General features: G+C 30.0%; 14 protein-coding genes. 3 read left to right on the top strand and 11 right to left on the bottom strand.

Features of this window, described 5'->3' with window-relative positions; all coding sequences use genetic code 11:
• Nucleotides 1-16 precede the first annotated feature (16 nt).
• Nucleotides 17-1,216, bottom strand: coding sequence for an MFS transporter (locus tag FBF21_RS06575; protein ID WP_002853994.1), 1,200 nt, complete (start codon nucleotides 1,214-1,216; stop codon nucleotides 17-19).
• A gap of 118 nt (nucleotides 1,217-1,334) precedes the next feature.
• On the opposite strand from FBF21_RS06575, the gene FBF21_RS06570 reads away from it, so the two are divergent.
• A complete protein-coding gene (locus tag FBF21_RS06570) occupies nucleotides 1,335-1,937 on the top strand; it encodes a hypothetical protein (protein ID WP_002853942.1) in 603 nt (200 codons plus the stop codon).
• Here FBF21_RS06570 and pdxA read toward each other — a convergent pair.
• Together pdxA and FBF21_RS06560 are read right to left on the bottom strand one after the other, a co-directional pair.
• Nucleotides 1,927-3,021, bottom strand: coding sequence for a 4-hydroxythreonine-4-phosphate dehydrogenase (gene pdxA, locus FBF21_RS06565; RefSeq protein ID WP_002875856.1), 1,095 nt, complete (start codon nucleotides 3,019-3,021; stop codon nucleotides 1,927-1,929). The two genes, FBF21_RS06570 and pdxA, sit on opposite strands and share 11 nt — an antisense overlap.
• The gene (locus tag FBF21_RS06560; RefSeq protein ID WP_002869648.1) at nucleotides 3,018-3,791 is read right to left on the bottom strand and encodes a pyridoxine 5'-phosphate synthase; all 774 of its coding nucleotides are present in this window, start codon (nucleotides 3,789-3,791) and stop codon (nucleotides 3,018-3,020) included. The genes pdxA and FBF21_RS06560 overlap by 4 nt, the downstream gene beginning before the upstream one ends.
• A gap of 55 nt (nucleotides 3,792-3,846) precedes the next feature.
• Here FBF21_RS06560 and FBF21_RS06555 point away from each other — a divergent pair, with 55 nt between their 5' ends.
• Nucleotides 3,847-4,821 (top strand): exopolyphosphatase, encoded by a 975-nt coding sequence (locus tag FBF21_RS06555; RefSeq protein WP_002860453.1) that lies wholly within the window; start codon nucleotides 3,847-3,849, stop codon nucleotides 4,819-4,821.
• On the opposite strand, the gene FBF21_RS06550 is transcribed toward FBF21_RS06555, so the two are convergent.
• The 8 genes from FBF21_RS06550 to FBF21_RS06515 are packed head-to-tail and all read right to left on the bottom strand — an operon-like array spanning nucleotide 4,818 to nucleotide 12,507.
• Nucleotides 4,818-5,768, bottom strand: a complete 951-nt coding sequence (locus FBF21_RS06550; RefSeq protein WP_002869647.1) for an SAM-dependent methyltransferase — start codon at nucleotides 5,766-5,768, stop codon at nucleotides 4,818-4,820. The genes FBF21_RS06555 and FBF21_RS06550 overlap by 4 nt on opposite strands.
• Entirely contained in the window at nucleotides 5,765-6,586 is an 822-nt protein-coding gene (locus FBF21_RS06545; protein WP_002869646.1) for a M23 family metallopeptidase, read from the bottom strand. Before FBF21_RS06545 ends, FBF21_RS06550 begins: the two co-directional genes overlap by 4 nt.
• Nucleotides 6,583-8,577 (bottom strand): glycine--tRNA ligase subunit beta, encoded by a 1,995-nt coding sequence (gene glyS, locus FBF21_RS06540; RefSeq protein ID WP_002869645.1) that lies wholly within the window; start codon nucleotides 8,575-8,577, stop codon nucleotides 6,583-6,585. The genes FBF21_RS06545 and glyS overlap by 4 nt, the downstream gene beginning before the upstream one ends.
• A gap of 55 nt (nucleotides 8,578-8,632) precedes the next feature.
• Nucleotides 8,633-9,253, bottom strand: a complete 621-nt coding sequence (locus tag FBF21_RS06535; protein WP_002859299.1) for an HAD family hydrolase — start codon at nucleotides 9,251-9,253, stop codon at nucleotides 8,633-8,635.
• Nucleotides 9,250-9,582, bottom strand: coding sequence for a hypothetical protein (locus FBF21_RS06530; protein WP_002859298.1), 333 nt, complete (start codon nucleotides 9,580-9,582; stop codon nucleotides 9,250-9,252). Before FBF21_RS06530 ends, FBF21_RS06535 begins: the two co-directional genes overlap by 4 nt.
• A 9-nt stretch (nucleotides 9,583-9,591) precedes the next feature.
• Nucleotides 9,592-11,217, bottom strand: a complete 1,626-nt coding sequence (locus FBF21_RS06525) for a cation:proton antiporter (RefSeq protein WP_002859297.1) — start codon at nucleotides 11,215-11,217, stop codon at nucleotides 9,592-9,594.
• A gap of 6 nt (nucleotides 11,218-11,223) precedes the next feature.
• Entirely contained in the window at nucleotides 11,224-11,598 is a 375-nt protein-coding gene (gene hspR / locus FBF21_RS06520) for a heat shock transcriptional regulator HspR (protein WP_002869644.1), read from the bottom strand.
• A gap of 15 nt (nucleotides 11,599-11,613) precedes the next feature.
• The gene (locus tag FBF21_RS06515) at nucleotides 11,614-12,507 is read right to left on the bottom strand and encodes a DnaJ family protein (protein ID WP_002860449.1); all 894 of its coding nucleotides are present in this window, start codon (nucleotides 12,505-12,507) and stop codon (nucleotides 11,614-11,616) included.
• Nucleotides 12,508-12,707: 200 nt separating this feature from the next.
• On the opposite strand from FBF21_RS06515, the gene htrA reads away from it, so the two are divergent.
• Nucleotides 12,708-14,126: a serine protease HtrA gene (gene htrA, locus FBF21_RS06510; protein ID WP_002869642.1), complete on the top strand. Its 1,419-nt coding sequence runs from the start codon at nucleotides 12,708-12,710 to the stop codon at nucleotides 14,124-14,126.
• Nucleotides 14,127-14,132 lie beyond the last annotated feature (6 nt).

Below are 14,132 nucleotides of genomic sequence, written 5' to 3'. Positions count from 1 at the left end.
CAATTTCTATTCCAATTTATACCTTTGTAAAACTTTTTCTTTGAAATTTTTTATAATTTAATTTATCTTTGGCAAAAAGCAAGGCAAAAATCAAAGCAGGGCTTACAAAAAGTGCTGAAAATAAAGCATTAAATTCTATACCCAATCTTGCTAAAACAATCCCACCTAAAAAACTTGCTAAAGCTATGCCTACATTAAAAGCTGCTTCATTCACACTTACTGTACTGTCTATGACTTTATAAGTATGGCGTTTAGCTTTAGTAATGCTAAGCATTTTTAGTGCAGGTATGGTTGAAAAGGCAAAAAATCCTATCAAAGCTACGCTAAAAATGATTAAAATTTTAGAATGCATGGTGAGAAATACACTTAAAAATACTAGAACTTGTATGCTTAAAATAAGACGCAAAGAAAAAATAGCACCTTTTTTATCTACTATTTTTCCGCCCCATAAATTCCCACAAATTGCACAAATTCCATATAAAAGCAAGATATAAGCTGTATCTTGGACTTTAAAACCGCTTATTTCTACAAGTATTTTTTGCAAATAAGTATAAAGAACAAATTGAGCCCCACAACTACAAATGGTTATAGTATAAGTTTTTAACAAATTTTGATGAGAAAAAGCAGGGATTAGATTTTTAAGACTGGTTGGGCTAGGATGTAAATTTTTGGGCATCATATGCCATACTCCAAAAAATGCTAGGCTTGTAATGATAAAAATGAGTAAAAAGATAAATTTAAAGCCAAAATAATGCCCTATAAAAGTTCCAAGCGGCACTCCAGTAACTAAGGCTACAGTAAGCCCTGTGACCATTATAGCTAGAGCACTTGATTTTTTATCATCTGGAGTTATAGCACTTACAGCTAAGGTGGCAATGACAAAAAATACCCCATGTTGTGTTCCTGCTATAAAGCGTGCAAAAGCAGTAAGATAGAAATTTTGGCTAAAAAAGATGATGAAATTTGCTAAAGCAAAAATTCCAAGATTGATTAAAAGTTGTGTATGTCTATGAAAACGACTTAAAGGTATGGTGATAAGAGGAGCACCTATAACAACACCTATAGCATATAAGGTTGTAAGATAGCCCGCGGTTTTTGCATCTACGCTAAAATACGCTTCAACATCAACCAAAACTCCTGCCATAACAAATTCAGTTACGCCCATACAAAAAGCACTAAGAGCTAGTGCAAAAAGAGCTTTTTTGTAATTTTGCATTTTAAGTTCCTTATAAAAAATAAAAACGCATTATAATAAAATAAAGGCTTAATTTCCTTAAAAAATTCAAAATATTTTTTGTTAAAATAAAATAAAATAAAAATTTTAAAGGTAAATAATGAAAAAAATTATTTTATTGCTTGGTTTAAGTTTGGCGAGTTTAGGGGCTTTGAGTTTTGATGAGCTTATTTATAAAGATGAAGTAAAACCTAGTTTTGATTGCTCTAAAATCAAATATGATGGCAAAAGTGATGATGAACTTATGATATGCAATAAAATTGGTGTGCGTAATGAATTTGATAATAAAAAACTTGCTTTAGTAGATAACATCTATAGTAGTTTATATCAAAATATTTCAAAAAAAGCAGATAAAAAGATGAAAAAAGATTTTAAAGCCATTTCAAAAAAGATGCTTAAAGAAAGAAAAATTTGTATAAAAAATATGCAAAATACAAAAGCAGGGGAAAATCCTATTTTATCTTTACTCAATGCAAGTGATTGCATGCAAGAAGCTTATATTAAGGTTTTATTAGAACTTATGCAAAGAGCAAAAAAAGATACAAAGACTAAAGAAGTTTTAGAGCAAATTTTTAAAAATAAAGTTGATAAATATGAAAATTTACTCACTCAAAGTTTAAATACCAATAAAGATTTGCAAGATTTTATAGACAGCTTAGCTAAAGAAGATTTGATTGATTCTAGGGCTAAATTTAAGCTTTAGAATGTAAATTGATTGCAAATTTAGCCGCTTCAAAATAACTTTTAGTGTTGATTTTAGCATTTTTATAGGCCTTATCAAAGGCTGTGCCATGATCAACACTAACGCGTATGATAGGTAAATTTAAACTTACATTGATGCTTTTATCAAAATACAAGGCCTTTAAAGGAGCAAGGGCAAGATCGTGATACATAGCCACTAAGCGATTGCAGTTTTTTAAACCAGCCTTAGTAAAAGCTGTATCAGCTACTAAAGGATAGGGTAGATAAACGCCCTTGCCTTTAAAATTTAAAAGCAATTCTTTTTGTAAATTTTCATCTTTTAAGGCTTTTTTGAAAAATTTTTCATCTTTTTTAGAGTGTAAAAAGGCATTAACAAAGGCTATAGCTTTTTCCATGATCTTTTCTTCTTCTCCGCCTATAACTCCATAATCTCCAGCGTGAGGATTAAAACCTAAAAGCCCCATTTTTTTAAAATGCGTTTCTTTGTAAAAATCTTTTAAAAAGATACTTAAATTTTTAAAAGTGATTTTTTTACTCACCTTAGCTAAAGGTATATGTTCGCTAAAAAGCCCTACAAAAAGTTCTTTGCAACCTAACATCATAATGGCATTTTTTTTAAAAAAATCCCTTAAAGCATCGGTGTGTCCTTTGTATTTAAGTCCTGCATCTTCCCAAGCTTTTTTGTGTATAGGTAGAGTAAGCAAGGCATGGGCGTGTTTTTCATAGACAAAATAACTTGCCGCCTTAAAACTTAAAAAACCATAAAGTCCACTTTTTGTATCTATTTCTCCGGCTTTGATTTCAAAATTTTCATCCACTTTAAAGCCTAAAGGAAGGTAGAAAGAGTAAATTTCAAGAGAATTTTCTTTTTTTATAAAATTAAACTCATAGTCTTTTCCATCTTTAAAAGCTACGATTTTTGCATTAAAAAGTTTTAAATTTAAAAGTTTTGAAGCTTTATCAAGCAAGCTTTCGTGGATAAAATAAAAAGGTGTGCAGATTTTGCTTAGTTTTTCATGAGAACGCACTAAAATTTCAAGTCCTATGCCGTTTATATCGCCTATACTAATGGCTAGTTTTTTCATCTTTTAATAAGTTCTTTCATTTCCAAAATAGCGTTTTGAAGTCCTGTAAATACAGATCTTGCTACAATGCTTTGTCCTATATTTAGCTCGCAAATTTCTTTAATTTTTACTACGGGTTTTACATTTTTGTAATTTAAACCATGTCCCGCGGCTACTTTTAAGCCAAGTTCTAGGCCTTTTTTGGCACAGAGCTCTAAATTTTGTAATTCTTTTTCAAATTGAGCTTGCAAGGTTTTTTTATCTTGATCAAGTTCTTTTAAGGCAAAAGCAGTATGAGAGATATTACTAAAAAGTGCGTTGTGCAAATTCGCATAATGTCCTGTATGAAGCTCTATGAATTGGGCTTTTAAAATTTTTGATTTTTCTATATCTTCTAAACTAGGATTAATAAAAAGTGAAACTTCAATGTTTGCATTGTGAAGTTTTTCTATGCTTTGTTTTAATTTAGCATGATTTAAACAAAGCCCCCCTTCTGTAGTAAGCTCTTCTCTTTTTTCAGGCACTAAAGTAACGCGGTGGGGTTTGAGTTTAAGAGCTAAATTTAAAATTTCATCATTTAAAGCACATTCTAAATTGACAGGGCTTTTGCAAAATTTTATAATATTTTCCAAGTCAAAATCCTGAGCATGACGGCGATCTTCTCTTACATGCAAAGTGATTTGATCTCCGTGTCTAGCTACTATAAAAGCAGCTTCTAAAAGATCAGGATCATTTACCATTCTAGCTTGTCTTAACACTGCAATATGATCGATATTTACACCTAAAAGCATATTTTTCCTTTAGAACTTTTTTGCTATTATACTATAAAATCAAATAAGGAAAGTCATGTTAGGTATAGATCTTGGTTCAAATACTTTAAGAGCAGTACAAATGGACGAAAAATTAAATAAATTAAAAGAATATGAATTTGTTATTGGGGCAGCGAAAAATCTAAATCAAAGTGGAGAAATTTCTAAAGAAGCCATACAAAGATTAAAAAATACTTTGAGTATTTTAGCTAAAGAGCAAGATTTAAGCAAAGCGAGAGCTGTAGCGACTGCAGCTTTTAGAAAGGCAAGCAATACAAATGAAATTTTTGCCCATTTAAAAAAAGAATTTGGGATTGATTTTAAGCTTATAGATGCCAAAAGTGAAGCTAAGATCAGTGTTTTAGGTATGCAATCAGGTTTAAGAAGGCTTAAAATTTGGGGAGAGTTTGCATATTGTGATTTAGGAGGGGCTTCTTGTGAGCTTTCTTTTGGAAAAAGTTTTAAAAGTTTTGATTTTGGTATTATTAGTTTTTATGAAAAAAATTACCATTCTTATTATAAATCTTGTATTTCTTATAAAAAATTAATAAAAAAATATCCTAAATTTATCATAAATATTAAAGATAAAAAACTTAAAATTCATTTTTTAATTGCAAATCCCCATTTAAAGCATTTAGCTTTTAGGGCTTTTGATGAGGTGGCTATGATTAAAAAGGAGCTTCGTTCTTTAGGAGTTAAAACGGTGGTTTTAAATTCCGGAGTTCCTACTACACTTAGCGCATTAAAACAAAATATAAGCTATGAAAAGTATGAAGCAAGTAGAGTAAATGGCAAAAAACTTTACCATAAGGATTTTTTAAATTATGCTATTAAACTTTTTCATATGGAAGAAAAAAAGGCTATAAAAGAAGTAGGTGCGATGAGAAAAAATTATTTGAGTGCAGGTTGTTTGCTGTTTTATGCTTTGTTTGATAAACATAAACTTCTAGTCATTGATGAGGGTTTAAGGGAGGGGGTTTGTTTAGCGAGTATGAAAAATATAAAATTTTAGTTTTTTTGAAATTCGAAAAAATGAAATTTTTCATCAAAATTAAAAAATAAAATTTTAGCTTGAGATAAAAAACTTTCGTAAGTTTTAATGTTTTTATTTTTTGTGTATTCTAATAAATCTTCAAAACCAAAATCCATGAAAGCAAGACTTTGTTTTTTAAAAGCTAAAGGTTTAAAATCATATTCTTTGATGAGTTTTTGAAGATGAGTAAAATTGACATTATAAGTTAGATCGCTTTTGCCGAAAAAATCTTTTAAAGATACTTCAAAAGGGCTAAAAACTTCGTGCTTTTGATAGATTCTTAAGCTAAAACTTTGTGGATTTAAAGTTCCATAGTCAAATCCCGCAAATATAAATCTCTCACAAGTTTGGTTTAAATCTTTAAAAAAATTTTCAAGCTCTAAACTGAGTTCACCTTTTTTAAGATTTAAAGCTTTGCATTTTGTGATTAAATTTTCATCCATATTTTTAAAAATAAGTTTAAAATTTTCTACAAATGCCATTTTATCATGATCTATAAGTTCGCAAGCAAAACTATCAAAAAGTTCATTGCAAAAGAAAAAAGCGTTCTTAAAATGGCATTCTTTAAGACTATTTTTGTGAGTAAATTCCACTCCTTCTAAAGTCTTTTTTTGTAAAGTTCTTAATTTTTCATGCGGTTCTATGACGAAAAAAGAAATTTGAGAAAAAATTTCAGGTCTTAATTCAAGCAAAGCGGCTAAAAAATCACGACTTAAATATCCTTCATTAGCGCCTATTTCTACAAGTTCTAAAGGGAGTTGTAAAATTTTTTTATCTATTAAATTTAAAAAATGCTTGGCTAAAAGTGTGCCAAAAAGATTTCCTACGCTTACAGCAGTAAAAAAATCTCCGTTTTTTCCTATACTTACAGCATTTTTATAATAGCTTTCATGGAGCCAAGCATGGAAAAAGTCACTAAATTTCATTGAAAAATAGCATTAAATTTGGATACAAAATCCAAAGGATCAACTTGTTTGCCTCCAGCTAAAATTCCAAAATGCAAATGCGGCCCACTTACCCTACCTGTAGCCCCACTAAGTCCTATAAGTTCACCTTTTTTTATCTTTTGTCCTATTTTAACATCGATTTTAGAAAGATGATAATATTGTGAATAAATTCCAAAACCATGATCAATGACTACTGAATTTCCTGCGAAATAACGATCTTTTGCAATTTTTACTACACCTGAATTGGCTGCATAAATAGGTGTTCCTATGGCAGCTCTAAAGTCCGTTCCGCTATGATAACTTGCTACTTTTTCATTAAAAGTTCTTGCTTTGCCAAAATCACTTGTGATAAAAGAATTTAAAGGTATATTAAAAGCACCGTTAAATAAAGCTTTTGGAGTATAAGAACTATAAATCGCATTGGCTTCTTTTAATTCTTTAGTGATGCGTTCTTGTATGGTTTTTGGTGGAAAAATCTTTTTGTTTTCAACTTGCAATTTTTCACTTTTATAATTACCTTCTAAAGTTTTTATGAAAATTTCTTCTTTTTTATCTTTATAAAATGCGATAAGTTTTGTATTTTGCGGGGGATTTTTGTAAGGTAAGGAAAAAATAGCTAGAACTTTTTCTTGATTTTTAGGATGTGTAAAAGTGGGAATATTTTTACCATTATTTTTTAAAGATAAAAAATCTTTCTTATCTAGCTCCAAAAATAAAGCTTGACCTTTGATGAGTTCTAAATTTTGAGCTCCAAAAAGCCAAAGAGTAAGGCTTAAAAAAAGCCATAAGGCTTTCATAAGCTTAACTCTTTAAGATCGGCGATTTTTAAAAACTCCGCATAAATTTCATAAACCAAAGCTTGGCGATTATTTTTAAGTTTTTCATCTTCAGCATTAATCATCACTTGATTAAAAAACTCATCAATAAAAGGCTTAAGTGCAAAAAGATTTTCAAGTTTTTCTTGTAAAGAGTTGGCTTTAGTTTTTTCTTGAAAAGCTTTGTAAAGTTTACTTTCTGCTTCTTGAACAAAAAGACTTTCATCAACTTTATGAGGATTTTTAGTGGCGATATTGGCTAGTCTTTTAAAGGTTGCAAAATTTTCATTAAAATTATCTTTTTTGCTAAGTTTTATAAGAGCATTTACGCTTTGATTGATATGGATAAGATCTGTATTTTGTGAGCTTAAAACCGCTTTTACAAAAGAAGCATTGACTGTATAAAAAGTATAAAGTCTTTCAAAAATAAAATCTTTTAAAATTTGCATATCAAAGCTTTTATAATGATTTGAAAGTTTTTCTAATAAAATTTGGATATCAAATTTTTTATTTAAATTTAAAGCAATTTTAATGATCCCATTGGCAGCTCTTCTTAAGGCATAAGGATCCTTTGTTCCGCTTGGAATTTTTCCTATGCTAAAAAGTCCTATAAGGGTATCAAGCTTGTTTGCAAGGGCTACTATGCTTGAAAATTCTGTACTTGGAAGTGGAGCTTGTTCGGAATTAGGAAGATATTGTTCTTTGATGGCTAAGCAAATTTGATAATCTAAGCCCATTTTTTGCGCATAATAACTTCCCATAATGCCTTGCAAATCAGTAAATTCATAAACCATTTGTGTGGCTAAGTCTGCTTTGGCGTATTTTAGTGCTGTGCTGATATTTTCGATTTTATCATTATGGAGCATTTGACATAAAATTTCAGCAATTTTAATCTCTCTTAAACTTTTATCTTGCATTGTGCCTAAACCTTCAAGATAGGTCATTTTGGCAAGTTTTTCGGGTTTTAAGCCATTTTGTAAATCATTTTGATAAAAAAACATTGCATCGCTAAGTCTTGCACGCAAAACTCTTTCATTTCCATGTATGATTTTTGAATAATCCTTACATACTGCATTACTTACTACTATAAAATGATTACTTAAGCCTTTGTCGTTAAAAACTGCAAAATAACGTTGATTTTCTCTCATTGAAGTGATGATTACTTCGCTAGGAATTTCTAAAAATTCTTCTTCAAAACTTCCTAAAAGTGCATTAGGATATTCTGTGATAGCAACTACTTCAGCTAAAAGCTCTTCATCTTCTCCAATTTGTATATTTTTTTGACTTTCTATGAGTTTAAATTGCTCAAGTATTTTTTCCTTTCTTTTGATTGGATCAAGGATGATATAGTTTTTTTCTAGTAGTTCAAAATATTCTTTTGCATTGTTAAAATCTTGCAAATCATAACTTACGCTTCTGTGAATGAAAGTTTTTTTAGTACTTTTTACTCCATAGCTTTGAAAATTAACAAGTTCATCATTTAAAATGCAAGCTATAGAACGGATCGCACGGATGAATTCAAAAGAATTTGCACCCCAGCGCATACTTTTGCCAAAACTAAGACTTTTTAGAAATTTTTCTACCATTTCTCCTAAAATTTCTTGACTTTGCAAACCTTTAATAGCTTTTTGATGGTACAAAACTTCCTTGCCTTTGATTTCTTTAAAAGAGAGTTCATTTTCACTGATCCTTGCTTTTTGCAGGAAGCTTTGTCCCGCAGGAGTTAAAACTCCATCTTTATAAGCAACATTTTTAGGTGCTCCTATAAATTCAGCAAAGCTATCTTCTTGTTTGTCTGCAAAATTTTCATGAAAAAAAACTAAACGACGCGGAGTATAATAAAATTTAAAATCACTTACCAAGCGGTATTCTTCTAAAACATTGTTCCATTTTTTTTCTATATTAGCTAATTCTTTTAGCAAAGGAATAGCAGGTAATTCTTCTGTACCAATTTCTATTAATAATTCACTCATAATTTACTCTTTTTAAAATTTATTTCTAATTTTAACTAAAATTTCATTAAAAAACTTATAAATACTTTTGCAAAAAGCCTTTAAGTTCACTAGCGTTGCTAAATTCATTTTCTTTTAAATTTTTTTGATACCATTTGGCATGAAAATAAGGCAAATTAGCATTTTTAGCACATTCTTTATCTTTTTGACTATCTCCTATAAAAACGCTTGTTTTATATGGAGCCTCGCTTTTTAAAAGCTCTAGCATCATAGGATGAGGTTTGGGTTCTATGCCCAAGTTTACGCCTAAAATTTTATCAAAATAAGGAATGATATCGTGTTTTTTAAGTATGTTTGAAAGTGAGCTTTGTGGGGCGTTAGTAGCAATAGCTAAAAAACAATTTTTGCTTTTTAAAAATTCTAAAAGTTCTTTTACTCCTTCAAAAAGCACCACGCTTTGTTCATAGTGCTTGACAAAATATTTTTCATAGCCTTCTTTAAAATTAGAATGATGGAAATTTTCTATATTATAAAGTTCTTTTGCCCAGTCAATATTGGGAGTATTGATGGTTTGCATAATGATTTCTCTTGAAAGTGGGGCTAGATTTAAATCCTGTCTTATTTCATTGACTGCACAAGAAATGGCATTTGCACTATCGATTAAAGTTCCATCCATATCAAAAAATACATTAATCATTCATAATCCTTTAAATAATTTTTATGTTTTTCTTTTTTCCCACCTTGTTTTTTTTGCTTATCTAAAGCATTGGCAAGATTTAAAAGCTCGTTTTTTTCTTTGGAAAAATCTAAACAAGCATTGACAAAAAATTCAAGATTTTTTGCATAGGTTGAGTTAAGATTTACCGCGGGATTTTTTTCAAAAAATTTAGCATTTTTTAACATTCTTTCTTCAAATTTAGTTTTATCAAAATCTTCTTTTTTAAGTGCAGATATAGCGCCATTGAAAAATTTTTCAAGATTTCTTAGGTATTTTACGCGTAAGGCTTTTTCTTCATTTTTTGTCAAAATTCTTCCTTAGGTATTTTTGTGAATGCGGCATTCTAGCGCTTCTTGAACTAAATTTCTAGCGATTACTTTTTCAGAGCGAATGATGCGTATATTTTCATCTATGCTAGAAAAAAGCATCTTTTTTAAAGTTCCATTTACATGAATGATGGTGTCTATAGGTTTTGGATAATTAGCTAGCACTTGACATAAAATTTCAAGTTTGGCTTCATTTGTAACTGTGATAATAGCTACGGCACATTCTTCTATATTGGCAATTTTTAAGGTTTCTTCTTGAGCAGCATTGGCAAAAACGACATTTTCACCTCGACTAACTCCAAGTTCTACTAAATTTAAATCACTTTCTAAAACAAGATAAGGTACGCCTGTGTTTTTGATTTTTTGTACGACTTCTTGTCCTAAGCGTCCGTAGCCAAAAACAACAAGATGATTTTTAAGCTTGATATTGCTGTCAATATTTTGCACAGCGTTGGTATTAAGTGCTATATCTTCTACAACATTGGTAATTTTTCTTATATTGTTTAAAATAAAAGGCGTGATAATCATGGTTAAAATAGAAACAACAATTAAAATTTGTGAAGTTTTGATATCAAGCATATTTTTTGCTTGTAAAAGAGAAAAAATTGCTAGGGCGAATTCGCCAATTTGAGCTATGGCAAAAGCTGTTTTAAGCGCTACTCTTTTTTTGGTGTAAAGAAATAAAAAGCCAAAAACTATGCCAAATTTTAAAGCCATTACAAGAAGGGTTAAAACTATGATTAAAAACCAATTTTGTGCCACTACATCAAGTTGAATTTGCATGCCTACAGTTATGAAAAAAAGCCCTAAAAGCAAATCTCTAAATGGGATCAAGTCCGCTTCTATTTTGTGTTTATATTTTGTTTCTGCTATCAAAGCACCTGCTATAAAAGCACCCAAAGAATAAGAAAATCCAAAATAATTTGCTAAAAAACTTGCTCCAATAACCATAAATAAAACAGTACTAATAAAAATTTCCTGAGAAGAAGTGTGGATAATGAGTCTAAAAATTCTATCCACTAGATATTTACCTATGAAAAATAATAAAGTGATTAAAATAAGTGCTGAAATTAAAGTGGTAAAAAGGAGTTTTTCTATGTTTTGATTGTTGGATGAAAAAATATCTACAAGCAAAAGCAAAGGAATAACGGCTATATCTTGAAAAAGCAAAATTCCCAATGCTTTTCTACCATATTGCTCATTGATATCGCCATTATCATTTAAAATTTTAAGCACCACTGCGGTTGAAGAAAGCGCTAGTGCAAAGCCTACTATAGTAGCGCTTTTATCTCCAAGTCCTAAAATTCCTATAGCAAGTAACATAAAAACAAAGCCACAAGTAAGCATCTGCAAAGAGCCGTTTAAAAAAACTTCTTGTTTCATTGCCATTAAATGCTTAAAAGAAAATTCAAGCCCTATGGTAAACATTAAAAACACTATACCAAATTCGGCTATATGAGTGATTTCGCCTTTGCCACTTAAATGATAAATTTCAGAAATGATTTCTCCAGCAGCTATATATCCAATGATAGTTGGAATTTCAAATTTTTTAAATATGACATTTAAAACTATAGCTATAGCAACGGTGATTAAAAAAATTTCTAAAAAATTATCCATTATTTTTTATTTTTTCTCATAAAAAATCAAATCAAAGCTATTTTTATGCTTAACAACGGCTTTACTAGCCGCTTCTTTATTTTGTTGTTTGCTTAATTCTAAGCGTAGTTCATCAATTAAATTTTCAAATTCGTGAAGTTGGTTTTTCAATTTTAAGATAACATCTACTCCAGCAAGATTGATTCCCATGTCTCTTGTTAAACGCAATATAAGTTTAATACGGTCAATATCTCTTTGAGAATAAAGTCTTATTTTGCCATCGGTTCTACTTGGCTCTATCAATCCTTCTCTTTCGTATTGCCTTAAGGTTTGTGGATGTATGCTTAAAACTTTAGCCACAACACTGATTAAATATACAGGTTCATCATAATGCTGTTCCATATTTTATTCCTTTCTTTAAGGTAATTTTTCTTTTAAGAGTTCTATAAATTTTTCATCAAGGGTATCTAAATTTGGCAAAACAACATTTAAAATCAAATACATATCCCCATAAATATCACTTTTTCTATTTTGCACACCATAACCTTTTAAACGAATTTTTTGGTTATTTTTTGAATTAGGCGTTATGTTAATTGTCGCTTCTTCCTTGCCTTCTTTGAGTGTTTTTATATTTATTTTTCCACCAAAAAGTGCAGTTTTTAAAGAAATATCAACTTTTTGATATAAATCATCATCTTCTCTTGTGTAAATAGGACTTTCTTCTATTTTTACAATAATGATTAAATCACCTCTAGCTCCATTTCTGCTTTGTTTTCCTTTAGAGCGAATTCTTAGTTTCTCACCTTCTTTTATACCGTGTGGAATTTTAAATTTAATGGTTTCGCCTTGAAAATTAAAACTATGTTCCCCGCCTTTAACAGCTTTTTCGAAAGGAATGTGAAGCTCTAGATTGCTGTCTAAAATTTCTTCTTCAAAACCTCCAAATCCTCCAAAACCACTGCTAAAGCCTTTTGAAGAAAAGCCGTTAAAACCCCCTCTTGAGCGTCCACCAAAGCCTCCTCCAAAGAGATCTTTTAAAATATCGTCCAAATTTACCCCACCAGTATTTCTTGAAAAATCATGAAAACTTTGTCCACCAAACATAGAATCGCCGTATTGGTCATACTGAGCTCGTTTTTTTTCGTCACTTAAAATTTCATAAGCAGCATTAATTTCTTTAAATTTTTCTTCAGCACCTTTTTCTTTGTTGATATCAGGATGATATTTTCTAGCTAGGCGACGGTAAGCTTTTTTTATTTCATCTGCACTAGCGTTTTTGCTAACTCCAAGAGTTTCGTATAAACTATTCATGTTATATTTCCTTAAAAATTTTTACTTGATTATTATAGAGGATTAAATTATAACATAAACTTTAGCCTAAGTCAATCAAGTTTTATAAATTTTTATCACTCAAGGTTTTATTTACAATTTTGTAAATTTTCGGTTTTATACTATGAAGACAGTAAAATATTTTACGAGATAATTTATCTTTAAGAACAAAAGGAAATAAAATGAAAAAGATTTTTTTATCATTAAGTTTAGCAAGTGCTTTATTTGCTGCAAGTATTAATTTTAACGAATCGACTGCAACGGCTAATCGTGTGAATCCTGCTGCTGGAAATGCAGTGCTTTCTTATCATGATTCTATTAAAGATGCAAAAAAATCAGTGGTTAATATTTCCACCTCAAAAACTATTACAAGAGCAAATCGTCCAAGCCCTTTGGATGATTTTTTTAATGATCCTTATTTTAAACAATTTTTTGATTTTGATTTTCCTCAAAGAAAAGGAAAAAATGATAAAGAAGTGGTGAGTTCTTTGGGATCAGGGGTGATTATTTCAAAAAATGGTTATATAGTAACAAATAATCACGTTGTAGATGATGCTGATACGATTACAGTGAATTTACCAGGAAGCGACATAGAATATAAAGCAAAACTTATAGGTAAAGATCCAAAAACAGATTTGGCTGTTATAAAAATAGAGGCTAATAATCTTTCAGCTATTACTTTTACAAATTCTGATGATTTAATGGAAGGAGATGTTGTTTTTGCACTTGGAAATCCTTTTGGAGTTGGTTTTAGTGTTACAAGTGGGATAATATCTGCTTTAAATAAAGACAATATAGGTTTAAATCAATATGAAAATTTTATACAAACAGATGCTTCTATCAATCCAGGAAATTCAGGTGGAGCTTTGGTGGATAGTCGCGGATATTTAGTAGGTATTAATTCAGCTATTCTTTCTCGTGGTGGTGGAAATAACGGCATAGGTTTTGCCATACCTTCAAATATGGTTAAAGATATAGCTAAAAAACTTATTGAAAAAGGCAAGATTGATAGAGGATTTTTAGGTGTGACTATTTTAGCTTTGCAAGGTGATACTAAAAAAGCTTACAAAAATCAAGAAGGAGCTTTAATCACTGATGTTCAAAAAGGTTCAAGTGCTGATGAAGCAGGGCTTAAGCGTGGAGATTTAGTTACTAAAGTTAATGATAAGGTTATAAAAAGTCCTATTGATCTTAAAAATTATATAGGAACTTTAGAGATTGGTCAAAAAATTTCATTAAGTTACGAAAGAGATGGAGAAAATAAGCAAGCAAGTTTTATTCTTAAAGGTGAAAAAGAAAATCCTAAAGGCGTACAAAGCGATTTGATTGATGGTTTGAGTTTGAGAAATTTAGATCCAAGACTTAAGGATCGTTTGCAAATTCCAAAAGATGTTAATGGTGTTTTGGTTGATAGTGTTAAAGAAAAGAGCAAAGGAAAAAATTCTGGTTTCCAAGAGGGTGATATTATCATAGGTGTTGGACAAAGTGAAATTAAAAATTTAAAAGATTTAGAACAAGCTTTAAAACAAGTTAATAAAAAAGAATTTACCAAAGTTTGGGTATATCGCAATGGTTTTGCGACTTTGCTTGTGCTTAAATAAAAATAA

The organism is Campylobacter sp. CFSAN093238, assembly GCF_012898015.1.
In the GTDB taxonomy this organism is placed as follows: domain Bacteria; phylum Campylobacterota; class Campylobacteria; order Campylobacterales; family Campylobacteraceae; genus Campylobacter_D; species Campylobacter_D jejuni.
The sequence above is the reverse complement of the archived record's forward strand: the minus strand, read 5'-3'. Positions and strand labels throughout refer to the sequence as shown.